The 25,217-nt window shown below is 61.1% G+C and carries 22 protein-coding genes and 1 other RNA gene; 9 read left to right on the plus strand and 14 right to left on the minus strand.

Annotation, left to right across the window (positions count from 1 at the left end; translation table 11 throughout):
- Positions 1 to 165 precede the first annotated feature (165 nt).
- From zipA to QMK47_RS10175, 3 genes are all read left to right on the plus strand, one after another.
- Positions 166 to 1,011 carry a cell division protein ZipA gene (gene zipA / locus QMK47_RS10165; RefSeq protein WP_058545536.1) on the plus strand — a complete coding sequence of 282 codons (846 nt, stop codon included), beginning with the start codon at positions 166 to 168 and terminating at the stop codon, positions 1,009 to 1,011.
- 195 nt (positions 1,012 to 1,206) lie between these two features.
- Complete coding sequence (gene ligA / locus QMK47_RS10170) at positions 1,207 to 3,564, plus strand: NAD-dependent DNA ligase LigA (RefSeq protein ID WP_320390124.1); 2,358 nt, start codon at positions 1,207 to 1,209, stop codon at positions 3,562 to 3,564.
- A gap of 259 nt (positions 3,565 to 3,823) precedes the next feature.
- On the plus strand, positions 3,824 to 4,984 hold the full coding sequence (locus tag QMK47_RS10175; protein ID WP_320390125.1) for a putative zinc-binding metallopeptidase: 1,161 nt from the start codon (positions 3,824 to 3,826) through the stop codon (positions 4,982 to 4,984).
- 125 nt (positions 4,985 to 5,109) lie between these two features.
- Here QMK47_RS10175 and QMK47_RS10180 read toward each other — a convergent pair whose 3' ends face one another.
- A complete protein-coding gene (locus tag QMK47_RS10180) occupies positions 5,110 to 6,072 on the minus strand; it encodes an IS110 family transposase (protein ID WP_018603751.1) in 963 nt (320 codons plus the stop codon).
- A 534-nt stretch (positions 6,073 to 6,606) separates the two neighbouring features.
- On the opposite strand from QMK47_RS10180, the gene ffs reads away from it, so the two are divergent.
- Positions 6,607 to 6,703, plus strand: an RNA gene (ffs, locus tag QMK47_RS10185) — signal recognition particle sRNA small type.
- A gap of 192 nt (positions 6,704 to 6,895) precedes the next feature.
- Here ffs and QMK47_RS10190 read toward each other — a convergent pair.
- Together QMK47_RS10190 and QMK47_RS10195 are read right to left on the minus strand one after the other, a co-directional pair.
- Positions 6,896 to 7,402 carry a DUF4823 domain-containing protein gene (locus tag QMK47_RS10190; protein WP_253472842.1) on the minus strand — a complete coding sequence of 169 codons (507 nt, stop codon included), beginning with the start codon at positions 7,400 to 7,402 and terminating at the stop codon, positions 6,896 to 6,898.
- Between the two features lie 201 nt (positions 7,403 to 7,603).
- Positions 7,604 to 7,918, minus strand: a complete 315-nt coding sequence (locus QMK47_RS10195; RefSeq protein ID WP_320390126.1) for a helix-turn-helix transcriptional regulator — start codon at positions 7,916 to 7,918, stop codon at positions 7,604 to 7,606.
- A 338-nt stretch (positions 7,919 to 8,256) separates the two neighbouring features.
- On the opposite strand from QMK47_RS10195, the gene QMK47_RS10200 reads away from it, so the two are divergent.
- On the plus strand, positions 8,257 to 10,005 hold the full coding sequence (locus QMK47_RS10200; RefSeq protein ID WP_258690689.1) for a putative bifunctional diguanylate cyclase/phosphodiesterase: 1,749 nt from the start codon (positions 8,257 to 8,259) through the stop codon (positions 10,003 to 10,005).
- Here the strand turns inward: QMK47_RS10200 and QMK47_RS10205 are convergent.
- The gene (locus QMK47_RS10205; RefSeq protein WP_253472852.1) at positions 9,951 to 10,721 is read right to left on the minus strand and encodes a substrate-binding periplasmic protein; all 771 of its coding nucleotides are present in this window, start codon (positions 10,719 to 10,721) and stop codon (positions 9,951 to 9,953) included. The two genes, QMK47_RS10200 and QMK47_RS10205, sit on opposite strands and share 55 nt — an antisense overlap.
- A gap of 143 nt (positions 10,722 to 10,864) precedes the next feature.
- Between QMK47_RS10205 and dnaX the strand changes: the two genes are divergently transcribed.
- The 4 genes from dnaX to recR all read left to right on the plus strand — a co-directional run bounded on the left by dnaX (position 10,865) and on the right by recR (position 15,317).
- The gene (gene dnaX, locus QMK47_RS10210; protein ID WP_258690691.1) at positions 10,865 to 12,940 is read left to right on the plus strand and encodes a DNA polymerase III subunit gamma/tau; all 2,076 of its coding nucleotides are present in this window, start codon (positions 10,865 to 10,867) and stop codon (positions 12,938 to 12,940) included.
- Positions 12,941 to 13,004: 64 nt separating this feature from the next.
- Positions 13,005 to 13,343, plus strand: coding sequence for a YbaB/EbfC family nucleoid-associated protein (locus QMK47_RS10215; RefSeq protein WP_214508885.1), 339 nt, complete (start codon positions 13,005 to 13,007; stop codon positions 13,341 to 13,343).
- Positions 13,344 to 13,619: 276 nt separating this feature from the next.
- Complete coding sequence (locus tag QMK47_RS10220) at positions 13,620 to 14,648, plus strand: NADP-dependent oxidoreductase (RefSeq protein ID WP_320390127.1); 1,029 nt, start codon at positions 13,620 to 13,622, stop codon at positions 14,646 to 14,648.
- A gap of 66 nt (positions 14,649 to 14,714) precedes the next feature.
- Positions 14,715 to 15,317, plus strand: a complete 603-nt coding sequence (gene recR / locus QMK47_RS10225) for a recombination mediator RecR (RefSeq protein ID WP_003199585.1) — start codon at positions 14,715 to 14,717, stop codon at positions 15,315 to 15,317.
- Between the two features lie 127 nt (positions 15,318 to 15,444).
- Here the strand turns inward: recR and QMK47_RS10230 are convergent, their stop codons facing one another.
- The 10 genes from QMK47_RS10230 to QMK47_RS10275 form a co-directional block, all read right to left on the minus strand.
- Positions 15,445 to 15,993, minus strand: a complete 549-nt coding sequence (locus QMK47_RS10230; RefSeq protein WP_003199587.1) for an adenine phosphoribosyltransferase — start codon at positions 15,991 to 15,993, stop codon at positions 15,445 to 15,447.
- A 76-nt stretch (positions 15,994 to 16,069) separates the two neighbouring features.
- Positions 16,070 to 16,804, minus strand: coding sequence for a fumarate/nitrate reduction transcriptional regulator Fnr (fnr, locus tag QMK47_RS10235; RefSeq protein WP_018608622.1), 735 nt, complete (start codon positions 16,802 to 16,804; stop codon positions 16,070 to 16,072).
- 94 nt (positions 16,805 to 16,898) lie between these two features.
- Positions 16,899 to 18,281 (minus strand): oxygen-independent coproporphyrinogen III oxidase, encoded by a 1,383-nt coding sequence (gene hemN, locus QMK47_RS10240; RefSeq protein WP_320390128.1) that lies wholly within the window; start codon positions 18,279 to 18,281, stop codon positions 16,899 to 16,901.
- Between the two features lie 283 nt (positions 18,282 to 18,564).
- Positions 18,565 to 19,248, minus strand: a complete 684-nt coding sequence (locus QMK47_RS10245) for a sulfite exporter TauE/SafE family protein (RefSeq protein ID WP_046065274.1) — start codon at positions 19,246 to 19,248, stop codon at positions 18,565 to 18,567.
- On the minus strand, positions 19,241 to 19,459 hold the full coding sequence (gene ccoS / locus QMK47_RS10250) for a cbb3-type cytochrome oxidase assembly protein CcoS (RefSeq protein WP_003183505.1): 219 nt from the start codon (positions 19,457 to 19,459) through the stop codon (positions 19,241 to 19,243). The genes QMK47_RS10245 and ccoS overlap by 8 nt, the downstream gene beginning before the upstream one ends.
- A gap of 24 nt (positions 19,460 to 19,483) precedes the next feature.
- Complete coding sequence (locus QMK47_RS10255) at positions 19,484 to 21,934, minus strand: heavy metal translocating P-type ATPase (RefSeq protein WP_253472867.1); 2,451 nt, start codon at positions 21,932 to 21,934, stop codon at positions 19,484 to 19,486.
- Between the two features lie 173 nt (positions 21,935 to 22,107).
- Positions 22,108 to 22,647 carry a FixH family protein gene (locus QMK47_RS10260; RefSeq protein ID WP_214508889.1) on the minus strand — a complete coding sequence of 180 codons (540 nt, stop codon included), beginning with the start codon at positions 22,645 to 22,647 and terminating at the stop codon, positions 22,108 to 22,110.
- A gap of 11 nt (positions 22,648 to 22,658) precedes the next feature.
- Positions 22,659 to 24,074, minus strand: coding sequence for a cytochrome c oxidase accessory protein CcoG (ccoG, locus tag QMK47_RS10265; RefSeq protein ID WP_214508890.1), 1,416 nt, complete (start codon positions 24,072 to 24,074; stop codon positions 22,659 to 22,661).
- 431 nt (positions 24,075 to 24,505) lie between these two features.
- Positions 24,506 to 24,916, minus strand: a complete 411-nt coding sequence (locus QMK47_RS10270; RefSeq protein WP_258690695.1) for a type II toxin-antitoxin system VapC family toxin — start codon at positions 24,914 to 24,916, stop codon at positions 24,506 to 24,508.
- On the minus strand, positions 24,917 to 25,171 hold the full coding sequence (locus QMK47_RS10275; protein ID WP_258690696.1) for a type II toxin-antitoxin system Phd/YefM family antitoxin: 255 nt from the start codon (positions 25,169 to 25,171) through the stop codon (positions 24,917 to 24,919).
- Positions 25,172 to 25,217: the final 46 nt, after the last annotated feature.

The following is a 25,217-nucleotide window of genomic DNA, read 5'->3' on the forward strand; positions in this document are numbered from 1 at the left end:
GACAGACGGTGTAAAGTTATCTTTGGTCGTGCTAGTTTAATGTCAATTTTTCGTATGCGTGGGCAAAAGGCCATTCAGAACATAGAGTTGGCGCCACGTTTTAAAGCGGTTTGCAAATAGCTAAGCCCCTTATTTTTCAGCATTTTTATAGAGGCACGGGATTACATGGAAATCGGTCTGCGCGAGTGGCTGATCGTCATCGGCATCATTGTCATTGCCGGTATTCTTTTCGACGGCTGGCGCCGCATGCGCGGCGGCAAGGGGAAGCTGAAGTTTCGCCTGGACCGCAGCCTGTCGAACCTGCCCGATGAGGACGACAGCGCCGAGCTGCTGGGCCCGCCCCGGGTGCTGGACACCCACAAGGAACCGCAGCTGGACGAACACGACTTGCCGTCTATGAGCGCGCCTGCCCGTGAGCCACGGGAATCGGGTTCCAAGCGCGGCAAGCGCAACAGCGAGCCATCCCAGGGTGATTTGAACCTGAACCTCGACCTGGATGGTGGTCCGAGCTTCAGCAGTCGCGACAGCGACTTCCCGGACGAGAACAAAACCTCGAGCGCCGACAAGGATCAGGCCCAGGCTGAAGAAGTGCTGGTGATCAGCGTGATCTGCCGCGACCCGGCCGGCTTCAAGGGCCCGGCGTTGCTGCAGAACATCCTGGAAAGCGGCCTGCGTTTCGGCGAAATGGACATTTTCCATCGTCACGAGAGCATGGCCGGCAACGGCGAGGTGCTGTTCTCCATGGCCAACGCCGTCAAGCCTGGCGTGTTCGACCTGGACGACATCGATCATTTCAGCACGCCGGCGGTGAGTTTCTTCCTCGGCCTGCCGGGCCCACGTCATCCCAAGCAAGCCTTCGACGTGATGGTGGCCGCGGCTCGCAAGCTGTCCCAGGAGCTCAATGGTGAACTCAAGGATGACCAGCGCAGCGTGCTGACTGCCCAGACCATCGAGCACTACCGCCAGCGCATCGTCGAATTCGAGCGCCGGGCGCTGACCCAGAAGCGCTGAGGCCAAAGATCGCTGGCTTGTAGGAGCTGACGAGTGCAACGAGGCTGCGATCTTTCCACTGACGATTGGGTCGTGAGCGAAAGATCAAAAGATCGCAGCCTCGTTGCACTCGTCAGCTCCTACAGCGCCTGCATGCGATCGAAGTATTGAGAATGAGCAGCTTAGGCTGCTCTTTTGCTTTATGAGAGAACACCCATGAACGCCGTTGAAACCCGCATCCAAAAGCTGCGTACCGAGCTGGATCAGCACAACTACCGCTACCACGTCCTCGACGAGCCGAGCATCCCGGACGCCGAGTACGACCGCTTGTTCCACGAGCTCAAGGCCCTGGAAGAGCAACACCCGGAATTGGTGACCAGTGATTCCCCGACCCAGCGCGTCGGCAGCGTGGCGCTGTCGGCGTTCAGCCAGGTGCGTCACGAGATCCCGATGCTCAGCCTGGGCAACGCCTTCGACGAAACCACCATGCGCGAATTCGACCGGCGGGTGACGGAAGGTCTCGACCTGCCCATGGGCGATTTGCTGGGCGGTGGCGCGGCGGTGGAATACAGCTGCGAGCCGAAGCTCGATGGCCTGGCGGTCAGCCTGTTGTATCAGGACGGCATGCTGGTGCGCGGAGCCACGCGCGGTGATGGCACCACGGGCGAGGACATCAGCGTCAACGTGCGTACCGTGCGCAATATCCCCCTCAAGTTGCAGGGCAGCGGCTGGCCGCCAGTGTTGGAAGTGCGCGGTGAGGTGTACATGTCCAAGGCCGGCTTCGAGCGCCTCAACGCTACGCAACTGGAAGCGGGTGGCAAGACCTTCGCCAACCCGCGCAACGCGGCGGCGGGGAGCCTGCGCCAGCTGGATTCCAAGATCACCGCCAACCGCCCGCTGGAATTCTGCTGCTACGGTATCGGCCAGGTGACCGCGGACATTGCCGATACCCATATTGGCAATCTCAAGCAGCTCAAGGCCTGGGGCCTGCCCATCAGCCGTGAATTGAAGCTGGCCCACGGTATTGACGAATGCCTGGATTACTACCGCGACATCGGCGAGCGGCGCAACGCGTTGCCTTATGAGATCGACGGGGTGGTGTTCAAGGTCAACAGCATCGCCTCTCAGCGCGAGCTCGGTTTCCGCGCCCGGGAGCCACGCTGGGCCATCGCTCATAAATTCCCGGCCTCTGAAGAACTCACCGAGTTGCTGGACGTCGAGTTCCAGGTCGGCCGCACCGGTGCTGTCACGCCCGTGGCGCGCCTCAAGCCGGTCAAGGTCGCTGGCGTGACCGTGGCCAACGCCACCTTGCACAACATGGACGAAGTGGCGCGTCTGGGCCTGATGATCGGCGACACCGTGATCATCCGTCGTGCCGGTGACGTGATCCCGCAAGTGGTGCAAGTGATCACCGAGCGCCGCCCGGACGATGCCCGCCCCGTGGAGATCCCCCAGCAGTGCCCGGTATGTGGTTCCCATGTCGAGCGCACGCAACTGATCAAGCGCAGCAAGGGCCGTGAAACCATCAGCGAAGGCGCGGTGTACCGCTGCGTCGGTCGCCTGGCCTGTGGTGCGCAGCTCAAGCAGGCGATCATTCACTTCGTCTCGCGTCGGGCCATGGACATCGAGGGCCTGGGCGAGAAGAGCGTCGAGCAACTGGTGGACGAGGGCCTGGTGGGTTCGCCTGCCGATCTGTATGCCCTGACCTTCGAGCAGGTGGTCGACCTGGAGGGTTTCGCCGAACTGTCGAGCAAGAACCTGCTGGCGGCCATTGTCGATAGCAAGAAGCCGAGCCTGGCGCGTTTCGTCTACGCCCTCGGTATCCCGGACGTGGGTGAGGAAACCGCCAAGGTCCTGGCTCGCTCTCTTGGTTCGCTGGAGCGTGTGCAGGCGGCTTTGCCCCAGGTGCTCACCTACTTGCCCGACGTCGGCCTGGAAGTGGCCCACGAGATCCACAGCTTCTTCGAGGACCCACACAACCGCCAGGTGATCAAGGACCTGCTGCGCCACGGTCTCGAGATCCAGGACCAAGGCGAGTTGGGCGCCGAGTTCTCCGCCAGCACGACCCTGGGCGGCTTTCTCGACAAGCTGAACATCCCCTCGGTCGGGCCGGGCGGGGCGCAGAAACTGGCAGACAAGTTCGGTTCACTCGAAGCGGTGATGAATGCCGACTGGCTGGACATGCGCCAGGCGTTGCCGGAAAAGCAGGCCAACGCCGTGCGCGAGTTCTTCGCCATTGCCACCAACCGTCAGCAGGCCGAGGCAGCGGAACAACAGTTGCGCGACTTTGGCATGCATTGGCAGAGCGAGAAGAAGGTCGTCGAAGGCTTGCCCGAGGCGGGGCATACCTGGGTGCTGACCGGTTCGCTGGAGTTGATGAGTCGCGACGTCGCCAAGGACAAGCTGGAGAGCCTGGGGGCGAAGGTCGCCGGTTCCGTGTCGGCGAAAACCCACTGCGTGGTGGCGGGGCCGGGGGCGGGCTCGAAATTGACCAAGGCCAACGAGCTGGGGCTCAAGGTGCTGGATGAACAAGCCTTTGTCGATTTCTTGACTGGGCATGGCATCGCGTTCTGAGGGCGCTCGGCTTTTTGTGGCGAGGGAGCTTGCTCCCGCTGGGCTCTGTAGGAGCTGGCGAAGCCTGCGATCTTTTGATCTTGATCTTTCGCTCACGACTCAATGGGCAGTGGAAAGATCGCAGCCTCGTTGCACTCGACAGCTCCTACAGTGCAGCCCAGCGGGAGCAAGCTCCCTCCCCACGGTCTATGACGCAACGCGTTGGAACGATCATGAACGTAAGGTGATCTAGTCTTGCAGGCTCCAGGGAGAGATCGCCATGTACCGCGTCTTCGAACAACTGAGCTCACGCATCGCCGCGCCGTTCCTGGGCGATCGGTCACGTAACAGCAAGGTCTGGCCGTGCCGCTGTGGCCAGTCGTTGTTTTTTCGCAATAGCCAATGCCTGGCCTGCCTGGCGGCGCTGGGTTATCAACCTGAGCAGAGTCGCCTGACGTCCTTGCAACCTGGCGAGCAAGCCGGGACCTGGACGCTGGACGCTGATCCCCAGGCCGGGCTGTTCCGCCGTTGCGCCAACCTCGACACCGCGGCGGCCTGTAATTGGCTGCTGCCGGACAACGGGCACGACACCCTGTGCGTCGCCTGTAGCCTGAACCGCACCATTCCCGACCTGTCGATCCCGGAAAACCCAGAACGCTGGCGCAAGGTCGAGACCGCCAAGCGTCGACTGGTCGCGCAACTGATTACTTTCGGCTTGCCTGTCATCCCGAAAACCGTCGACGAAAACATCGGCTTGGCGTTTGATTTCATCGGTGTCGACCCCGACGGCACGCCACCCACCACCGGTCACGCCAGCGGGCTGATCACCCTTGACATCAAAGAAGCTGACGATGCCCATCGAGAATACGTGCGCCAGCAGATGCGTGAGCCGTATCGCACCTTGCTCGGGCATTTCCGGCATGAGGTGGGGCACTATTACTGGGACCGGCTGATCGCCAACAGCCACTGGCTCGAAGCCTTTCGCGAGCTGTTCGGCGATGAGCGCGTCAGCTACGCCGAAGCCCTGGAGCGGCACTACCAGCAAGGCGCGCCGCTGGACTGGCAAACCCGCTACGTCAGCGCCTATGCCACCATGCACCCGTGGGAGGACTGGGCGGAAACCTGGGCCCATTACCTGCACATGATGGACGCGGTGGACACCGCCCTGGGGTTCGGTATGAGCGCCCGGGAAATGGATTTCGACTACCAGCCGTTCCCGCCCGAAACCCTATACGATTCCGAGCACGCTGGCGGTACGGCCTTCCTCTCGTTCGTCAACGCCTGGATCGAGTTGGCCGGCATGCTCAACGAACTGTCCCGCAGCATGGGCCAGCCGGATTTCTACCCGTTTGTCGTACCGGCCGCCGTTATTACCAAGCTGCATTTCATCCATCTGGTGATCCAGGAGGAGGGTGGTCGGGCGGATGAGGTGCTGTTGTAGTTTTCTGTGGAAGCAGCTTGCAACCCTGTTGAATGTACCGACGCCTTCGCGAGCAAGCTCGCTCCCACAAGGGGGGCGACTGTTCACAGCACCGGCTTCCAAGCGCAGAGCTTTAGTGGGAGATTCTATGTTGCAGGGCAACCCTGCAACATAGGCTTCGGCTGGTATTCGCTCTGATTTTTCATCAAGGCAAATGCCACCCGGCAGAGCTTGCGAGCAAGCACCACCAATGCCTGGGTTTTTGAGAAACCTCTGACCAGGTACGACTCATAAAACGGTTTCCATCTAGGCGAGCGACATGCCGTCATTGCAGCGATATGAGCTAAGCGGCGTATTTCTGGATCCCCCTTTTTGCTCAGGTACCGGGGACCGTTCTTTTTTCCAGAATCATCGACCCGCAGGTCCATCCCTAAAAACGCGATAAATGCATCGCTGTCCGCAAAATCACCTCGCATAAAACTCGTCGCCAACCCAGTTGCGACCAGTTCACCAACGCCTTCGATGGCTTTGCAGCGGTCGATATTCGCCTCAATTCCCGACTCTTTGCTGACTTTTTGTAGCAACTTCTGGATGGCCTGAATCGCCTCTTTAAACGCTTTTTGCTGAGCAATCAGCGCTTTTTTTAACAAGGGTTCGTCGGCCCAGCTCAACATAAGACCCGCGTGATTCTTGACCAGCGTCGCGCGCCGATGAAGCAGGCTTTTTAATGTCGTGTAGGCCTTCGGTGGCGGGTTCCAGAGCCGCAGCTCGTGCTGTTCATTGGTCAAATACCGCGCCAGCAGACGGGCATCACAAGGATCGTTCTTAGCTCTTTGGCCGATGCCGCGACGATAGTTGCTCACCCGGTAAGCATCCACGACATAGACCTGATGACCCATCGCGTGAGCCAGCTCGACGGTATCCAGGTGATAGATATTGGTGGCTTCAACGGCAAGAGCGCTTTGGGCGGGCAACGTTTTTAGCCAGCGTTTGAGGGCTGTTCGATCATTCTTGATAGTGTCGATGGTTTGCAGATCAGAGCGATAAACAACAATTTCGGCCTTGGCTATATCGATACCAACAACCGTCTGCGAGGTAAGGATTGTCATGACGAATCCTCGGAGCTAGGGTTTAGGTGCTTGTTGGGGTCTACCTTTGCGCTGGCTTGTCTCTATCGTCGGTTTTACCGATGAATTCCTTATTGGCGCTTTGGGTAGAAAGGGCGGGACGAGAAGTCTCCCACGGTCCGTACTGGCTAGAGTCGGAATCGAGCTTTTAGTCCCGCCCACCCCTTCAAGTCTAAACATACAAGCGAGCTTGCTCGCGAAAACGGTGGGTCAGCTTGCATCCATGCCTGATGTGCCGATGTCATCGCGAGCAAGCTTTGCTCCCACAAGGGGGGCGACTGTTCACAGCGGCGGCTTCCAAGCGCAGAGCTTTTGTGGGAGCGAGCTTGCTCGCGAAAACGGTGGGTCAGCTTGCATCCATGCCTGATGTGCCGATGTCATCGCGAGCAAGCTTTGCTCCCACAGCAAGTGCTTGAACATCTTCAGTTTTTTAATCCGGCACGAACGGTTGTAACTTCTTGCCAGATAGGTACAATGGCGCGGCTCGCCGTCAGGCGGGCGTCGTTATGGTGACCCCATCGGTCCCCCCGCAACGATTACCCGTGAACCTGGTCAGATCCGGAAGGAAGCAGCCACAGCGGGAACATTGTGTGCCGGGGTGTGGCTGGTGGGGTTGCCTCCATAACGCCCGAGCCTTCGTTCGCAAGGTTTTCCAAACTCCAACCATTTCTTTTATTTCGCTGATCGATATCGATCGTTGTGTTCTGCTGTCCGGATTTTGCCTCGGCCAGGGCAAGCGAGTGCTGATGGAGAGGTCCGGTCCGTCCTGCTCGACGGACCGAGCTCCTATCGCAGAGCGCTTGGATCAGTATTGAGCTTTCACATACTCAGCAATCGGCTCTTGCAGCAGATCCTGCGGATGATCCCCGCCAAAGGTCGCCCATTTGCTCTTGCCTGACAGGACCGCAGACCCCAGTGGCTGCTCTCCTGTCGGGCCATAAATGGCGAGTTTTACTTCAATCTTGTCCGGGAGCCCCGACCATTCTGTGGCGCGTTCTTCCCAATGCAGGATTTCCGGGATGACGTAGTAACCCGAAGGGCTGTTCTGTCTCAGGCAGCTCAATTCACGGCACGAACCCATTACCGTTACACGGTTGGTGTAATAGGAGAAGGCCGTCTTGACGGCGGCGGCGGTCATATCGCCAGATGCCGGGTAGGGGGTCGTTTCGTAGCGGCCGTCGACTGGTGTGGCGATGGTGACGGGCAGTTGCCGATCAAGTTTTTCCTGGCTGGGGAGTACGTCTTGTTGTGCGTATTTGGCGGTGCAGCCGGTGGCGAGTATCGAGACAAGAATGATCGAAAGTTTATGCACAGTGTTCCCTGGGATTTTATTGTGTCGACGAGTTGTAGGCGTCATGGGGACGCAGGAATCAACGCGTTGATAGTCCGGGCTCGGGGCAAGCGATGTCAACGTGACATTGTGTCTTGCGTCGCCCTCGGAATTGGGCGAGCGAGCAAAGAGAACCCCGGCCTGTCTCCCGCTGGCAGCCTCGGCTTCTCTTTCACATCTGCATCAAGGCTTGGACAAGGCCTGGTCGACCGCCGTGATCAGTTTTTCCAGGTCCTTGGGGGTGGCTTTGTGTATGACACCGAACAGATACGCCCGCTGTTCGTCCTCATCGCCCATGTCGGCAAAAAAGGCTTTGAGTTGTACATCCAGCACATTGGCAAGCAGGAGCAAGGCTTCGACGCTGGGGGTGTAGGTGCCGGTTTCGAAGCGGCTGATGGTTTTGGGGTCAAAACCGGTTTTTTCGCCAAGTTCAGCCTGAGTAAGCCCTGCTACTTTGCGGTAGCGTCTGATGGCTGGACCCAAACTTGAAATTCGCATCGCTTAATTCCCATTTAGAATCAAGAACTTAACGATAGATTTTCGCATTAGGCAACCGCGTGATCCATCACCTTGCTTTGCAAAATGTGATGTGTTTCGTAGAATCGGCCTTTGGCACGGGTATTTGGTGACCTGCTTCAGAAGCCGGGGTGTGTGCAGAGACCAGGCCTTGCGTTTCTTGCCGCGATACAAGGCAAGGGCTGAAGCCCTCCCTTGGCACCACCAGGGCCCGCGCTCCAGCTGTTCTCAAAGTGTTTGAGCCTAGTTGATTTTCGCCTGTCTTGGAGGCGGTGCAACCGCGCGCGACAAATGAGCCTGACTCATGGATGACTGCTTCGATGGATAAGAAGTACCGCAGAGCCGTTGACGCCGCCGCGATTTTTTCCGAAACCGATCTGAGCGGGCGCATCACCTACGTCAACGATCAATTTTGCAGCCTTTTTGGTTACCGGCGCGATGAGTTGCTGGGCGTGAATCATCGCCTGCTCAATTCCGGCCAGCACCCTGAAGAGTTCTTCAGCGCCATGTGGCGCACCATTGCCGTGGGCCAGGTCTGGAAAGGGGAAATCTGCAACCGGGCCAAGGACGGTACGCTGCACTGGGTCGATACCACCCTGGTGCCGGTGATCGATGACGAAACAGGGCACATCGAACGCTACCTGGCGATTCGCTTCGACGTCAGCGAAAAGCGTCGCCTGCTGCATTCGCTGCAATGGCGAGTCGGTCACGATGTGCTGACCGGGCTGCCCAACCGCACTTATCTGTCCGATCTGCTGGACCAAGCCCTGGAGTTTTCCCGTGCGGAAAACTTGCCCCTGGCAGTGTGCATGCTCGACCTCGATGGCTTCAAGGCGGTCAATGACGGCTATGGTCACGCCAGTGGCGATCGGCTGCTGGTGGAGGTCGCCAGGCGCCTGCGCAGTATTGTGCGTGGCGAGGATGTGGTGGCCCGGCTGGGTGGGGATGAGTTCGTGCTGGTGCTGCGCCATGTGCGTGGGATGGATGAGTTGCATGCCGCGTTGAACCGGGTGTTGATCGCTGTTTCCATGCCGTATGGCATTGACGGGAAGGACATCAAGGTCTTCGCCAGCATTGGCGTCACATTGTTTCCGTGGGACAACGAAGACGCCGAGACCTTGTTGCGCCACGCCGACCAGGCGATGTACGTGGCCAAGCAAAGCGGTCGCAATCGTTTCCATTTGTTCGATGTGTCCCGGGACAAGGAAGTGCGAGCCACTTACCAGACCGTCGAGCGGGTCCGCCAGGCGCTTGCCGGCAATGAGTTGCGGCTGCATTTCCAGCCCAAGGTCAACATGCGTCATGGCGCCGTGGTCGGCCTGGAGGCGCTGCTGCGCTGGAAGCATCCGCAACGTGGCCTGGTGCCGCCTCGGGAGTTCCTGCCGCTGGTGGAAGAGACCGACCTGATCGTCGAGATCGGCGAGTGGGTCATGGAGCAGGTATTGACCCAGTTGCAGCAATGGCAGCAAGCGGGGCAGGGCTGGCCGGTGAGCATCAATATCTCGGCGCGGCATTTCCAGCGAGCGGATTTTGTCGAGCGGCTGCGACAGGTGTTGGAGCGGCATCCGGCGGTACCGCCACGCCTGTTGGATCTGCAGATTGTCGAATCGGTCGCGGTGGAGAACCTTGCCCACGTCAGCGCTTGCCTCCAGGCCTGCCATGCCTTGGGCGTGGGGTTTTCGCTGGGTGGTTTCGGCACGGGCTACTGCTCGCTCAATGATCTCAAGCACCTGCGCACCCAAACCATCAAGATCGACAAGACCTTTGTCCGCGACATTCTCCATGACCGCGACGACCTGGCACTGACCAAAGCGGTGATCGGCCTGGCCCGGGCGTTTGGCCGTGAGGTGGTCGCCGAAGGGTTGGACAGCCTTGAGCATGGCCAACTGCTGCTGAACCTGGGCTGTGAGGTGGCACAAGGTTATTTCATCGCACGGCCCATGCCGCCCGAACAGATACCCGGCTGGGTGCAGGGCTTCATCCCGCCGTTGCAATGGCAGCAGCGGCCGGGCGATCAGGGGGAGGGCGCCTCGCTCCTGGACTGGGATGCATCACTGCGGCCAGTGTAAAGCTGGATGATCGCGTCGATTTCCCCGGAGGTTTTCATGTCCAGCAAGGTCCTCAGAATGCGTTGTGCTGGAATGTTCGGATCGTTGCGCACGTAACAGTTCAACTGCTGCTCCTGAAGCACAGCCACTGCATGGAGTTGTCGATCCGCAGTATGGCGTTGATTGAACCAGTCCAGTGCCCATTGGTTGCTGACCGCATAGCTATAGCGGCCGGCCAGCAGTTTCGCCAGCACTTGTTCCTGGCTGCGAGCATCGTCTCGGTGCAGTTGGCCGCTGTTGAACAAGGGTTGCAAGGTCGGGTAGGTATAGCCGAGCACCGTGCCTATGGCCTGGTGCGCCAGCGTTGCCGGTGCTACCGCCGCAGGTGTGCTTGCCGTGGCAATGAGCAGGTCGCGCTGGAAAAACAACGGGATGCTCCACAGGTAATCGCCGCTATCACTCACCCAGTCAGGGCTGACGTAGCAACGTACGTCGATCTCGCCGTGTTTCATGGCGCCGTCCAGTCGGGCGCGGGACAGGACGTGGAATTGCGCTGGCAGTCCCATCTGGGTCGCCAGGCTGGTCATTACATCGGGAAGGATGCCCTGGGTCGGGCGGCCTCGTTCGATCTGCACCATGGGCATCGCCCAGCCGTCGGTAACGGCGAAACGCAAGGGTGCCTCCTCGGCAAAGCAACTGGTTCCCAACAACAGCAAAGCCCCCATGGCTGAGCGCATAAACTCTCCTGACTGTGCAAATCCGTGTCGACAACCGAGTCCCTGATTCAATCTTAGTCAGATTAGACGAGCACACCGGATGCAATTTCGCCCCTGCTCCGCTAGCATTAGCCGCTTATGTTCCTTCGTTGCGACGGTTTTCGATGAGTTATCAGGTTCTTGCACGTAAATGGCGTCCGCGCTCGTTCCGCGAAATGGTCGGCCAGACCCATGTGCTCAAGGCTCTGATCAATGCCTTGGACAGCCAGCGGCTGCACCATGCCTACCTGTTCACTGGTACCCGTGGCGTGGGCAAGACCACCATCGCGCGGATCATCGCCAAGTGCCTGAACTGTGAAACCGGCATCACCTCCACGCCTTGCGGCGAGTGCTCGGTCTGCCGGGAAATCGACGAGGGCCGTTTCGTCGACCTGATCGAGATCGACGCCGCCAGCCGCACCAAGGTCGAAGACACCCGCGAGCTGCTCGACAACGTGCAGTACGCGCCGAGCCGTGGGCGCTTCAAGGTCTACCTGATCGACGAAGTGCACATGCTCTCCAGCCATTCCTTCAATGCGCTGCTCAAGACCCTTGAGGAGCCGCCGCCCTACGTCAAGTTCATCCTGGCGACCACCGACCCGCAGAAGCTTCCTGCAACGATTTTGTCGCGGTGCCTGCAGTTCTCCCTCAAGAACATGACGCCGGAACGGGTTGTCGAGCACCTGACCCACGTACTGGGCGTCGAGAACGTGCCCTTCGAGGACGATGCGCTGTGGCTGCTGGGCCGCGCCGCCGATGGTTCGATGCGCGACGCCATGAGCCTGACCGACCAGGCCATCGCTTTCGGTGAAGGCAAGGTCATGGCCGCGGATGTCCGGGCCATGCTCGGTACCCTCGATCACGGCCAGGTCTATGACGTTTTGCATGCGCTGATCGAAGGCGACGCGAAGGCGCTGCTCGAAGCGGTGCGTCACCTGGCCGAGCAGGGCCCTGACTGGAATGGCGTGCTCTCGGAAATTCTCAACGTGTTGCACCGGGTCGCCATCGCCCAGGCCCTGCCTGAAGGCGTCGACAACGGTCACGGCGACCGTGATCGCGTACTGGCCCTGGCCCAGGCGTTGCCGGCCGAAGACGTGCAGTTCTATTACCAGATGGGCCTGATCGGCCGTCGCGACCTGCCTCTGGCCCCCGATCCGCGCGGCGGCTTCGAAATGGTCCTGCTGCGAATGCTGGCGTTCCGGCCAGCCGACACGGCGGACGCCCCGAGGCAAGCGCTAAAGCCAGTGGGGATCAGCCAAGCCACAGCTGATTCCGCCAAGCCAGTGGCTGCCGCGCCCGTCGTTGCGCCGGCAGTGGCTTCGGCTCCGGTAGCGCCGGCACCTGTGGCACCACCGACCCCGACGCCTGTTGTCGCGGTCCCTGAGCCAGAACCTGAACCGGTCGTCGAGGCGCTGCCCGAGCCGGTCGCCGAAGCCGTTGTCGATCTACCCTGGAACGATCCGATCGAGCCCGAGGTTGCCCAGCAACCTGCCGTGGAGCCGGTCCTGGAGACCATCGCCGAGCAGCCCGAGTTGCCGCCGATGCCTTTGCCGACGCCCGACAGCGTGGTGCCCGATGCGCCGGAGTGGGTCGCCGCGCCGGTGCCCGAACCGACAGTGGCCGACGTCGATGTCGCCACGCCAGGCCTCGACCAGGACGACGAACCGCCGCTGGACGAGGATTACATCGAGCCAGACATGGATTCGGCCTACAGCTACCTGGACGACCTGGCCAGCGAGCACGCCGCTGAGCCGGCCCCGGAGCCCGAGCCGGAACCGGCGGCGATGCCAGCCACCGGCCTGGCCCTGCAATGGCTGGAACTGTTTCCTAAGCTGCCGATCAGCGGCATGACCGGCAGCATCGCCGCCAACTGCACGCTGATGGCCGTGGAAGGCGACCACTGGCTGCTGCACCTGGACCCGGCCCACAGCGCACTGTTCAACGCGACCCAGCAACGTCGCCTCAACGATGCGCTGAACCAGTATCACCAGCGCACCCTGACGCTGACCATCGAGCTGATCAAGCCCGAGCAGGAGACCCCGGCCCAGGCCGCGTCCCGGCGCCGTGCCGACCGTCAGCGCGAAGCCGAGGAGTCGATCCACGGTGATCCATTCATCCAGCAGATGATGCAACAGTTCGGCGCCGTGGTCCGTCACGATACTATCGAACCTGTCGAGGCCCCGGTCACCCAGGGCTCATAACTGAAGGCGCCGGGTCGAACGGGCCGGGCGCGTTGTTTATCCAAGTACTTTCGAGGTGATTCCCATGATGAAAGGTGGCATGGCCGGCCTGATGAAGCAGGCGCAGCAGATGCAGGAAAAAATGGCCAAGATGCAGGAAGAACTGGCCAACGCCGAAGTCACCGGCAAGTCCGGCGGCGACATGGTGACCGTGGTCATGACCGGTCGCCACGACATCAAGCGCGTCAGCATCGACCCAAGCGTGGTCGAAGGCCTGAGCGAAGACGACAAGGAAATGCTCGAAGCCCTGTTCGCCGCAGCCGTCAATGACGCGGTGCGCAAGATCGAAGCCAACAGCCAGGACAAGATGTCTGGCGTGACGGCCGGCATGCAACTGCCGCCGGGCATGAAACTGCCGTTCTGATTCGCCATCCCGGTCGGGATGGGCTACACACAATGCCAGGCATCGCGCCTGGCATTTTTGTTTCTGTCGTAGGGGCGAGCGGTGACAGAAACCTTAGCTGTGGGAGCAAGGCTTGCCCGCGATGCAGACGCCTCGGTGTGTCGGAACGGCGCGCCATCGTTCATCGCGGGCAAGCCTTGCTCCCACAAGTACCCGTTGAACAAACATCGAACGCCGCCCCTTCGGCAATGGTCTGCTTCCTATACGTGTCCGCTCAACGAACAAGGAGACGCATCCATGTCATCGCTTTCCAGTCAGCGCATCGTCCTGGCCTCCCGCCCCCAAGGGGCGCCCACGCCGGAAAATTTTCGTCTTGAACACGTGACACTGCCGGATCTGGCGGAGGGACAAATTCTGCTCAAGACGCAGTTCCTGTCCCTGGACCCTTACATGCGCGGGCGAATGAGTGACGCGCCTTCCTACGCTGCTCCGGTAAAAATCGACGAGGTGATGACCGGCGGCGCCGTCAGCCGCGTAGAACGCTCGATGCACCCGAAATTCCAGGAGGGTGATCTGGTGGTGGGGGCCACCGGTTGGCAGAGCCACAGCATCAGCGATGGGCGCAACGTGATGCCCATCCCTTCGGGGCTGCCGAGCCCGTCGATGGCCTTGGGGGTGCTGGGCATGCCGGGCATGACCGCTTACATGGGGCTGATGGACATTGGCCAACCCAGGGCCGGGGAGACCCTGGTGGTGGCGGCGGCCTCGGGTGCGGTGGGCTCGGTGGTCGGCCAGGTGGCGAAGATCAAGGGCCTGCGTGTCGTCGGCGTCGCGGGTGGCAGCGAGAAATGCAAGTACGTGGTCGACGAGCTGGGGTTTGACGCCTGTGTCGATCACAAGAGCGCACGTTTTGCCGAGGAGCTGGCGCAGGCTTGCGACAAGGGCATCGATATCTATTACGAAAACGTCGGTGGCAAGGTTTTCGATGCCGTCGTGCCGCTGCTCAACGCCAAGGCGCGGATCCCGCTCTGTGGCCTGATCGCTTCCTACAACGATCATCAAGCGCCGAGCGGCCCGGATCGCTTGCCGCAGTTGCAGCGCACGTTGCTTAACAAGCGTGTGCGGATCCAGGGGTTTATCGTGTTTGATGACTACGGTGACCGTCAGCCGGAGTTCATCAGCGCCATGGCCTCTTGGGTGCGTGATGGCAAGGTCAAGTTCCGTGAGGACGTGGTCGATGGCCTTGAGAATGCGCCACAGGCGTTTATCGGGTTGTTGGAAGGGCGCAATTTCGGCAAGTTGGTGGTGCGGGTCGCGCAGGATTGAGTATTTGACGCTAATCGGAGGCGCGGGTATAAACCGCGTCTCGTTGTTATGTCGGACATTTCCTCCATGAGCTTCAGCCCTTTGATTCGCCAACTGATCGATGCCCTGCGAACGTTGCCGGGTGTAGGTCAGAAAACTGCCCAGCGCATGGCGTTGCAATTGCTCGAGCGTGATCGCAGCGGCGGTTCACGCCTGGCCCAGGCCCTGAGCCAGGCCATGGAAGGCGTAGGGCATTGCCGTTTGTGCCGCACCCTCACTGAAGACGATCTCTGCCCACAATGTGCCGACCCGCGTCGGGACGACAGCCTGCTTTGCGTGGTGGAGGGGCCGATGGATGTGTACGCGGTGGAGCAGACCGGTTTTCGTGGCCGTTATTTCGTGCTCAAGGGCCACTTGTCACCGCTTGATGGCTTGGGGCCTGAAGCCATCGGCATTCCACAGTTGATCGCGCGGATCGAAGAAGCGGGTACTTTCACGGAAGTCATCCTTGCTACGAACCCGACGGTCGAAGGCGAAGCCACCGCCCATTACATCGCCCAACTGCTCAACAACAAAGGCCTGATCGCCTCACGCATCGCCCACGGCGTGCCGCTGGGTGGGGAGCTTGAGTTGGTGGATGGCGGGACACTGGCGCATTCGTTTGCGGGGCGCAAGCCGATCGCCTTGTAACAGCAACACAAATCCCTGTGGGAGCGAGCTTGCTCGCGATGGCGGTAGATCAGCCGATATCTATTCTGGCTGACACACCGCTATCGCGAGCAAGCTCGCTCCCACAGGGGTATTCACTGCTTGATGATTATTTTTCGCTGAGCGAGAACTGCGTCAGGCAGAACGTCGGTATCCCCATGTCTTCCAGGCGCTGGGAGCCGAGCAGCTCCGGCAGGTCGATGATCGCCGCGGCTTCGTGGACCTTGGCGCCCATGCGGCGGATCAGGTTGGCAGCGGCGATCAGCGTGCCGCCAGTGGCGATCAGGTCATCGAACATCACCACCGAATCACCCTCGCACAAGCTATCGGCGTGCACTTCAAGGAAGGCTTCGCCGTATTCGGTCTGGTAACCCTCGGCCAGCACATCGGCCGGCAGCTTGCCTTGCTTGCGGAACAAGATCAGCGGTTTGTTCAACTGATAGGCCAGGATCGAGCCAATCAGGAAACCCCGCGCATCCATCGCGCCGATATGAGTGAACTCGGCCTCGACATACCGGTGGGCGAAACTGTCCATGACCAGTCGCAGGGCGGTTGGGGATTGGAACAGAGGGGTAATGTCGCGAAAGATCACGCCGGGCTTGGGGAAATCGATCACCGGGCGGATCAGGGATTTGATATCGAAGGAGTCAAAGACCATCGTGGAGGTGTCCTGGCTGAGCTGCAAACACGGCAGTATAGCGCGGCTGGGAACATCCCTCAGCCGCGCGCGGCCATCAGCCTTCGATCGAGCCGCCGGCCAGGGCGCAGAGCTGGATCGGGTCGAGAATGTGAATTTCCTTGCCTTCGGCGGCAATCAACTCGTTCTGCTGGAAGCGGGTGAATACCCTGGACACGGTTTCCACCGCCAGGCCCAGGTAGTTGCCAATTTCGTTGCGCGACATGCTCAAGCGGAACTGGTTGGCCGAGAACCCGCGGGCGCGGAAGCGTGCCGAGAGGTTGACCAGGAACGTGGCGATACGCTCGTCGGCGGTTTTTTTCGAAAGCAGCAGCATCATTTGCTGATCGTCACGAATTTCCCGGCTCATGACCCGCATCAACTGGCGGCGCAGTTGCGGCAGCTGTATGGACAACTCGTCCAGGCGATCGAAGGGAATTTCGCACACCGAGGTGGTTTCCAGCGCCTGGGCCGAGACTGGGTGGGACTCGGTGTCCATGCCGGACAGGCCCACCAGTTCGCTGGGCAGGTGGAAGCCGGTGAGCTGTTCTTCGCCGCCGTCGCTCAGGTTGAAGGTCTTCAAGGCGCCCGAGCGCACCGCATAGACCGAATCGAAGGTATCGCCCTGGCGAAACAGGAATTCACCTTTTTTCAACGGGCGGCCCCGTTTAACGATGTCGTCCAGCGCGTCCATGTCCTCCAGATTCAGCGAAAGTGGCAGGCAGAGGGGGGCCAGGCTGCAATCCTTGCAATGGGCCTGGTTGTGGGCGCGCAGTTTGACTGGCTCGGACATTTCTTAAATCCTTGTGGGAAATCACGCATAAGGCGTAAGGGTACCCCAGAGCAGACAGTCCGGCCAGCGTGGTTTCGTCGTCAAATTGTCGCGCTCAGATGACGCGGGAGAAGCGTTGGCGATTGTGCAAGTCCAGATAGGCATCGAACACCATGCACACCGATCGCACCAGCAGGCGCCCGGCGGGCAATACCCGGATGTGGGTGTTATCCAGCTCGATCAGTCCATCCGCAGCCATGGCCTGCAATTGCGGCCACTGCGGCGCGAAGTAACCGCGAAAGTCGATCTTGAAGGTTTGCTCGATCTCGGCGAAAGGCAGGTGGAAATGACAGATCAACTGCTGGATCACCGCGCGCCGCAGCCGGTCGTCAGCGTTGCAGATCAGCCCGCGACTGGTCGCCAGTTGCCCGTCGGCGAGAGTGTTCTGGTAATGGTTCAGGTCACTGCTGTTCTGGCAGTACAAATCGCCGATCTGGCTGATGGCTGACACGCCAAGGCCGATCAGGTCGCAGTGGCCATGGGTGGTGTAGCCCTGGAAATTGCGCTGCAACGTAGCCTCTTCCTGGGCGATTGCCAGTTCGTCGTCGGGCAGGGCGAAGTGGTCCATGCCGACATAGCGGTAACCGGCGGCGGTCAGTTGTTCGATGGTGCCTTGCAGCATCGCCAGTTTCTGCTCCGGGTTCGGCAAGTCCTGGCTGTTGATGCGCCGCTGGGGCATGAAGCGTTCCGGCAGGTGGGCGTAGTTGAACACCGAGAGCCGGTCCGGTTGCAGATGGATGACTTCCTGGACGGTGCGGGCGAAGTTTTCCGGGGTCTGCTTGGGCAGGCCGTAGATCAGATCGATGTTGATCGAACGGAACTGCAAGGTCCGGGCGGCTTCGACCACGGCACGGGTTTCTTCCAGGCTTTGCAGGCGATTGACGGCTCGCTGCACCGCTGGATCAAGGTCTTGCAGGCCGATACTGACCCGGTTGAAACCCAGTTCACGCAACAGGCCCATGGTCGACCAGTCGGCCTCCCTGGGGTCGATTTCGATGCCGTAGTCGCCGGAATCGTCGTCCAGCAGGTTCAGATGCTTGCGCAGCTTGGCCATCAGTTGGCGCAGTTCGTCGTGGCTGAGGAACGTCGGGGTACCGCCGCCAAAGTGCAACTGTTCTACGCGCTGCGTGGGGTCCAGGTGGCAGCCGATCAGTTGTATTTCCTGTTCCAGGCGTTGCAGATAAGCGTGGGCACGACCGCGGTCCTTGGTGATGACTTTGTTGCAGGCGCAGTAGTAGCAGATGTTCGCGCAGAACGGTATGTGCACATACAGCGACAACGGCCGCAGGGCCTTGCGGCTGTCGCGCAGGGCGTGGAGCAGGTCGAAGGTGCCCACTTGGCTGGCGAACTGTGCCGCAGTGGGGTACGAGGTGTAGCGTGGTCCCGCCAGGTCGTAACGGCGGATGAGATCTGAGTCCCAACAAATGGTGTCGAGCATGCGGGCATTCCCCGGATAGACTGGCATGGGGCGAGTCTAGGGGCGCGTGGGCGTGGCCGTTTTGATTTGCGTCAACGGGCTCGCTGCGAAGGAGGGTGTGCATGGTTTTTGAGGGCGACGCATGACCTGTGGGAGCCGAGCCTGCTCGCGATGACGGCGGCACATCCAGCAGGGATGTCAGCTGAACCACCGCTATCGCGAGCAAGCTCGCTCCCACATTTGATCTGGGGCGCTCACACGTCTCCTGTGGGAGCGAGCCTGCTCGCGATTGGGGGCGACTTGGTCAATGCCCCATGAGCCAATGTTGATGCGGCCCCGGCAGTGTCCATATCCCGAAAATAATCACCAACAAACCACCGGCCATGCGCACGCTGCGTTTGCGCAGTAGGGCGGTGACGCGTTCGGCGGCCAGGCCGGTGGCGAGCAGTACCGGCCAGGTGCCCAGGCCGAAGGCGAGCATCAGCAACGCGCTGTCCAGCGCATTGCCCTGGCTGGCGGACCAGAGCAGGGTGCTGTAGACCAGGCCGCACGGCAGCCAGCCCCACAGCGCGCCGAGCAGCAAGGCCCGGGGCAGGCTCGACACCGGCAGCAAACGGTTGGCGACGGGTTGGATGTGCCGCCACAAACCACGCCCCACGCTTTCGATGCGCGTCAGGCCGCTCCACCAGCCCGCCAGGTACAAGCCCATGGCAATCAACAGCAAGCCGGCCAGCACCCGCATGATCATCGCTGCCGGACTGTTGGACACGGCCCAACCGGCCAGGCCAATCAGCAACCCGGCGGTGGCGTAGCTCAGGATCCGCCCCAGGTTGTACGCCAGTAGCAACCGAAAGCGCCGGCTGCGTTGTTCCTTGGGGATCGCCAGGGTCAGGGCGCCCATCAGGCCGCCGCACATGCCCAGGCAGTGGCCGCCGCCGAGCAGGCCAAGGATAACCGCCGAAACCAACAGTGGCGCCAGATCAAGCATGGGGCGGAGCCTTGTCGTCCGGCTTGCGGGCCTCGCCACTGGCTTCGTCCACCGCCGCCTTGTGGTTCGGGTCCTGGTCGTCGAACAGAATGCTGTGGGCCGGCCCGTCGAGGTCGTCGTACTGGCCGCTGTCCACGGCCCAGAAGAAAATGTACACGGCGATGGCCACGATCAGCAGCGCGGCCGGGATCATCACGTAGAGAGCTGGCATGTCGGAACTCCATGCCCGCGCGGCTCAGGCCGGCAGCGGGCGGGTATCGGGCGTGGCGTCGAAAACCTGCGTCTTGGGCTGACGCGTCAGCCTCAGCGCATTCAACACCACGGTCAACGAACTGATGGACATGCCGACCGCCGCCCACACCGGCGTAATCCAGCCGAGGGCGGCGAACGGCAACATGAGGCCATTGTACAGCCCTGCCCACACCAGGTTCTCAATGATCACCCGGCGGGTGCGTCGAGCCAGGCTGAAGGCGTGGATCAGGGCGTCGAGGCGGTTGGACAGCAGCACCGCGTCGGCGCTGGTCTTGGCCAGGTCGGTGGCCGAGCCCATGGCGACACTGATGTCCGCCGCCGCCAGCACGGGCACGTCGTTCACCCCATCGCCGAGCATCAGCACCTTGCGGCCCTGTTGGTGCAACTGCTGCAACACCGCCAGTTTGTCGTCCGGGCGCAGCCCGCCGCGAGCCTCATCGATGCCCAGCTCGCCGGCGACGCTGGCAACCATGGGCGAACTGTCACCCGACAACAGCAGCGTCCGCCAGCCCCGTGCCTTGCAGGCCGCCAGCAGGGCTGGGGCATCGACGCGCAAGCGGTCATCGAGGACGAACCAGGCCAGGGGCCCGATCTCATCGCCCAGCAACAGCCACTGCCCGGGTTCATCCGGCATCACCGGCACCGTCGCGCCACTGAGTTCGCAGACGAAACCGGGTTGGCCGATGCGCAGGCGCTGTTCCGCCACGAGGCCTTCCAGGCCCAGCCCCGGGGTGCTGTGTACCTGCTCGGCGGCCAGTGGCGCGCGGCCGAAGGCGCGGGCGATAGGGTGTTCCGAGCGGTTTTCCAGGGCCGCGGCCAAGCCCAGGCATTGATCGCTGTCGAGGGCCGCCAATGGCCGAATGGCGCGCAACGCCAGGCGGCCTTCGGTGAGGGTACCGGTCTTGTCGAAAATCACCGTGTCGATCTGGTTCAGGCCTTCCAGCACATGACCGCGCGTCAGCAGCAGGCCGAGCTTGTGCAAGGTGCCGGTAGCGGCGGTGAGGGCGGTCGGCGTGGCGAGGGATAACGCGCAAGGGCAGGTGGCGACCAGCATCGCCAGGACGATCCAGAACGCGCGCGAAGCGTCCAGTTGCCACCACACCAGCCCGATGACGGCAGCGGCGACCAAGGAGAACAGCAAGAACCATTGGGCGGCGCGGTCGGCGATTTCCGCCAGCCGTGGCTTCTCGGCCTGGGCCCGCTCCAGCAGCCGCACGATGGCCGACAGTCGGGTGTCTTGCCCGAGGGCCAGCACCTCGACCGTCAAGGCCCCTTCGACGTTCAGCGTGCCGGCGGTGACCGCGTCGCCCACCTGGCGAGGCTGTGGCAGGTATTCACCGGTCAGCAGCGATTCGTCGATGCTGGACTGCCCCTCCAGGATCCTGCCATCGGCCGGCAGGACTGCCCCGGGATGCACCAGCACCCGGTCACCGGTGCGCAATTCGCTGAGCAGGATGCGTTCATTCTGGCCGTTATCCTCCAGGCGCAGGCACGAAGCCGGCAACAGATTGACCAGTTGGGCGGTGGCGGCAGCTGTGCGCTCCCGGGCCCGGCGTTCCAGGTAACGGCCGGCCAACAGGAACAGGGCAAACATGCCCACGGCGTCGAAGTACAACTCGCCGACGCCGGTAATCGACGTCCAGATCCCGGCAACGTAGGCGCTGCCGATGGCCAGGGACACGGAAACGTCCATGGTCAGGTGGCGGGTACGCAGGTCGCGCATGGCGCCTTTGAAGAACGGCGCGCAGCTATAGAAGACGATGGGCGTGGTGAGGAACAGGGCAACCCAGCGCAGGATGGTGTGCATCTCCGGGCTCAGGTCGATGTTGAATTCCGGCCAGGTGGCCATGGTCGCCATCATCGCCTGGAACCACAACAGACCGGCCACACCCAATTGGCGAAGGGCCAGGCGGTTTTGTGCGGCGAGTTGTTCACAGGCCTGGTCGGCCTGGTACGGGTGGGCGACATAGCCGATCTGGCGCAATTCGGCGAGCAGCGTGCTCAGCGGCAGTTGAGCGTCGGCCCAGCGTACATGCAGGCGATGATTGGACAGGTTCAGTCGCGCTTCGGCCACGGCCGGCAGGCTGCGTAATTGTTTTTCAATCAACCAGCCGCAGGCGGCGCAACTGATGCCTTCCATCAACAGGGTGGTTTCGGCCAGTTCGCCTTCATGGCGCACGAATGATTGCTGCACGTCTGGGCGATCGTACAGGGCCAGTTCATCGGTCAACTGGACGGGCAGGGATTCGGGGTTGGCCGACGCTTCGCTGCGATGCTGGTAATAACTTTCCAGGCCACCGGCGACAATGGCCTCGGCCACCGCCTGGCAGCCCGGGCAGCACAGCTCGCGGGTTTCACCGAGGACAACGGCGGTGAAGCGACTGCCGGGGGGGACGGGCAGGGCGCAGTGGTAGCAGGGCTGTGGAGTGGTCATGGGTATCGCATGAAGGCCTGGCATAGTGGGCTTGCAAGGAGGTACACAAACTGTAGGAGCTGCCGAAGGCTGCGATCTTTTGATCTTCTGATCTTTCGCTTGGGACTCAAGCAGCAAGGGAAAGATCGCAGTCTCGCTTCGCTCGGCAGCTCCTACAGGGGCTGTCGTCTGGTTTACTTTTTCAGGTCTTCAGCGCCTTGCAGCGGTTCATCGCCGAGCAAGAGGTCCTGGCCGTGATTGATCTGTTCTTCTTCGAACAGGCGCCAGGTCTTGTCGTTCTCCACCCCCAGCAATTCGACAAAGCGCCGGCCTTCGATCTTGTCCGCCAACTGACCGACGTAGCGCCCCGGTTCGCTGTCGTTGCGGGTCAGGACGATCTTGCGGTCCTTCTCCGGTTGGGTCGGCGAGATCAGGCTCAGTTCCAGGGTCTGGGGACGGCTGTTGCCGTTCAGGCGCAGGTTCACTTCACCGGTGAGTTCGTCCATTTGCACGTTGGCACGCAGTTGCAGGGTCTGGGCCAGCAATTCGCGCTCCAGCGAGCGGTTGATGCCCTTGCCGGCTTCGTAATAGTTGTCGTTGACCAGGTTGTCCGGGTTCTTCACCGCAATGGTCACCATCGTCAGGCTCAGTGTCACCGAACAGGTCAGGATCGCGATGATGATCCACGGCCAGAGGTGCTTGTACCAAGGGCTGGTGGCGGTTGCTGCAGGCATGTTCAGTTCTCTCAACGAGTTTGTGGGCCGATGAACCGGCTCTTGGCTTCGACATGTACGCTTTCGTCATCGGCGTCCTTGAGGATGAAGGTCACCTCGTTGGTGCTCGATGGCAGTTGTTCCGGTGCGCTGGACAGCTCGACCGGCTGGCTGTAGATCTCGCCGGCCGCGACCTTGATTTCCCGCCGGCCTTGCAGCTTGAGGTCGGGCAGGCCGGCGGCTTCCAGGACGTAGGTATGGTCGCGTTGGTCTTTGTTCATGATCTTCAGGCTGTAGACGTTCTCGATTCGGCCTTCGGCGTTTTCGCGGAAGAGCACGCGGTCCTTGCTGACGTCGAAACCCACCAGCGAGCGCATGAAGAACGCCGCCGCCAACAGGCTCATCATGGTCAGCAGCACCAAGGCATAACCGATCAGGCGCGGGCGCAGTTTATGGGTTTTCTGCCCCGAAAGGTTGTGTTCGGTGGTGTAGCTGATCAGGCCGCGTGGATAATCCATCTTGTCCATGATGTTGTCGCAGGCATCGATGCAGGCTGCGCAGCCGATGCACTCGATCTGCAGGCCGTCGCGGATGTCGATACCGGTAGGGCAGACCTGGACGCACATGGTGCAGTCGATGCAATCCCCCAGGCCCAGGGCTTTGTAGTCAACGCCCTTCTTGCGCGGGCCACGGCTTTCGCCACGACGCGGGTCGTAGGAAACGATCAAGGTGTCCTTGTCGAACATCACGCTCTGGAAGCGTGCGTAAGGGCACATGTAGATACACACTTGCTCACGCAGCCAGCCAGCGTTGCCGTAGGTGGCGAGGGTGAAGAAACCCACCCAGAAATACGACCAGCCATCGGCCTGGCCGGTAAAGAACTCGAACACCAGTTCGCGGATTGGCGTGAAGTAACCAACAAAGGTCATGCCGGTGACGAAGCCGATCAGCAGCCACAGGCTGTGCTTGGTGAGCTTGCGCAGGAATTTGTTGGCGCCCATGGGGGCCTTGTCGAGCTTGATGCGCTGGTTGCGGTCGCCTTCGGTGACTTTTTCGCACCACATGAAGATCCAGGTCCACACGCTCTGTGGGCAGGTGTAGCCACACCACACTCGTCCTGCATAGACCGTGATGAAAAACAGGCCAAAGGCGGCAATGATCAACATCCCGGACAGCAGGATGAAATCCTGGGGCCAGAAGGTGGCGCCGAAAATAAAGAATTTGCGCTCCGGCAGGTTCCACCAGACGGCCTGATGGCCACCCCAGTTCAGCCAGACCGTACCGAAATACAGCAGGAACAAGAGCGCGCCGCCAGCCATTCGCAGGTTGCGGAACAGACCGGTGAAGGCGCGGGTGTAGATTTTTTCCCGAGAGGCATACAGGTCGACGCTTTTGTTCGCGTCCTTGGCAGGCGGGGTGACGTCATGTACCGGAATCTGGTTACTCATCAAATGCATCCCACGGCAGTGGAAAAGTGCCGTGGCCAGTACGTGCCGACCACGGTCAGAAAGGGTGTTGCGGTGGCGCAATGATACGCCTGTCGCTCTAGCCCAAGGGTGCGACCTTTGGTCGCGTTGGGGGTCTGCATAGAATGGTGTAGTGGATGTAACAAGTCATGACTCAGATCAATTGACTATAGCTATTTCATAACGTCGGCGAAACGAAGAGCGCGCTCTGCAGGCTGTTCTGTTTCGTGGCGAGGGAGCTTGCTCCCGCTCGGCTGCGCGTAGGAGCTGCCGAAGGCTGCGATCTTTTGATCTTGATCTTTCGCTCTCGACTCAATTGTCAGTGGAAAGATCGCAGCCTCGTTGCACTCGACAGCTCCTACACCGCCCCCCAGCGGGAGCAAGCTCCCTCGCCACAAAAGGCCACCTTGTAATCAGCCAACCCACGGGTTGAGCACCGCCACGCCGCTGCTTTGAAAATCACTCACGTTGCGGGTCACCACGGTCAACCCATGAACCAGGGCGGTGGCGGCGATCAACGCATCGCATTCATTGCTGCGGTCAGGCACATGCAGGCGAGCGCAACGCAATGTGACGGCACGGTCCACGGCCAGGATCCGGCCGGCAAAGGCAGGCATCACATGATTATCCAGCCAGGCCCGCAGGCGACTGCCCTGCGTCGGGTCCTTGCGTTCGAAGCGCAGCACGCCGGTTTCCAGTTCCAGTACGGTGATCGCCGAGACATACAGGCTGGGAGCAGGGACGCTGCGCGCCCAGGCTTGGACGTTTTTGTCTGCCTGGGGTTTGCGCAGCTCCGAGATGACATTGGTATCGAGTAGAAACATTCAGGACAGGTCCACCGAGCGGGGGGCGATGACGGCACGCTCGGTATCGAAGTCGATGTCCGGCGCATCGGGCATGACCAGCAACTCGACAATGCTGGTGCCGATGCCGGTCAGTTTCAGGTACTCCTCAATGCTTAGCAGTACATGGGCCGGCTTGCCACGGTCGGTGATGATCACCGGCCCTTCACGGGTGGCTTTTTTGGCACCACTTGTGTCGTGGTTGAATTCGCGGCTGGAGATGGTGGTGATGGACATGGAGGTGTCCTCGTTTGAACTTGAATGTAGGCACGTTACTACCGGG

Source organism: Pseudomonas sp. P9_35 (assembly GCF_034008205.1).
GTDB classification, from domain to species: Bacteria; Pseudomonadota; Gammaproteobacteria; order Pseudomonadales; family Pseudomonadaceae; genus Aquipseudomonas; species Aquipseudomonas kilonensis.

What these genes read in the sequence shown, in the direction of transcription:
- zipA (WP_058545536.1), top strand. Translation starts at nt 166, where the DNA reads ATGGAAATCGGTCTGCGCGAGTGGCTGATCGTCATCGGCATCATTGTC.
- ligA (WP_320390124.1), top strand. Translation starts at nt 1,207, where the DNA reads ATGAACGCCGTTGAAACCCGCATCCAAAAGCTGCGTACCGAGCTGGAT.
- QMK47_RS10175 (WP_320390125.1), top strand. Translation starts at nt 3,824, where the DNA reads ATGTACCGCGTCTTCGAACAACTGAGCTCACGCATCGCCGCGCCGTTC.
- QMK47_RS10180 (WP_018603751.1), bottom strand. Translation starts at nt 6,072, where the DNA reads ATGACAATCCTTACCTCGCAGACGGTTGTTGGTATCGATATAGCCAAG.
- QMK47_RS10195 (WP_320390126.1), bottom strand. Translation starts at nt 7,918, where the DNA reads ATGCGAATTTCAAGTTTGGGTCCAGCCATCAGACGCTACCGCAAAGTA.
- QMK47_RS10200 (WP_258690689.1), top strand. Translation starts at nt 8,257, where the DNA reads ATGGATAAGAAGTACCGCAGAGCCGTTGACGCCGCCGCGATTTTTTCC.
- QMK47_RS10205 (WP_253472852.1), bottom strand. Translation starts at nt 10,721, where the DNA reads ATGCGCTCAGCCATGGGGGCTTTGCTGTTGTTGGGAACCAGTTGCTTT.
- dnaX (WP_258690691.1), top strand. Translation starts at nt 10,865, where the DNA reads ATGAGTTATCAGGTTCTTGCACGTAAATGGCGTCCGCGCTCGTTCCGC.
- QMK47_RS10215 (WP_214508885.1), top strand. Translation starts at nt 13,005, where the DNA reads ATGATGAAAGGTGGCATGGCCGGCCTGATGAAGCAGGCGCAGCAGATG.
- QMK47_RS10220 (WP_320390127.1), top strand. Translation starts at nt 13,620, where the DNA reads ATGTCATCGCTTTCCAGTCAGCGCATCGTCCTGGCCTCCCGCCCCCAA.
- recR (WP_003199585.1), top strand. Translation starts at nt 14,715, where the DNA reads ATGAGCTTCAGCCCTTTGATTCGCCAACTGATCGATGCCCTGCGAACG.
- QMK47_RS10230 (WP_003199587.1), bottom strand. Translation starts at nt 15,993, where the DNA reads ATGGTCTTTGACTCCTTCGATATCAAATCCCTGATCCGCCCGGTGATC.
- fnr (WP_018608622.1), bottom strand. Translation starts at nt 16,804, where the DNA reads ATGTCCGAGCCAGTCAAACTGCGCGCCCACAACCAGGCCCATTGCAAG.
- hemN (WP_320390128.1), bottom strand. Translation starts at nt 18,281, where the DNA reads ATGCTCGACACCATTTGTTGGGACTCAGATCTCATCCGCCGTTACGAC.
- QMK47_RS10245 (WP_046065274.1), bottom strand. Translation starts at nt 19,248, where the DNA reads ATGCTTGATCTGGCGCCACTGTTGGTTTCGGCGGTTATCCTTGGCCTG.
- ccoS (WP_003183505.1), bottom strand. Translation starts at nt 19,459, where the DNA reads ATGCCAGCTCTCTACGTGATGATCCCGGCCGCGCTGCTGATCGTGGCC.
- QMK47_RS10255 (WP_253472867.1), bottom strand. Translation starts at nt 21,934, where the DNA reads ATGACCACTCCACAGCCCTGCTACCACTGCGCCCTGCCCGTCCCCCCC.
- QMK47_RS10260 (WP_214508889.1), bottom strand. Translation starts at nt 22,647, where the DNA reads ATGCCTGCAGCAACCGCCACCAGCCCTTGGTACAAGCACCTCTGGCCG.
- ccoG (WP_214508890.1), bottom strand. Translation starts at nt 24,074, where the DNA reads ATGAGTAACCAGATTCCGGTACATGACGTCACCCCGCCTGCCAAGGAC.
- QMK47_RS10270 (WP_258690695.1), bottom strand. Translation starts at nt 24,916, where the DNA reads ATGTTTCTACTCGATACCAATGTCATCTCGGAGCTGCGCAAACCCCAG.
- QMK47_RS10275 (WP_258690696.1), bottom strand. Translation starts at nt 25,171, where the DNA reads ATGTCCATCACCACCATCTCCAGCCGCGAATTCAACCACGACACAAGT.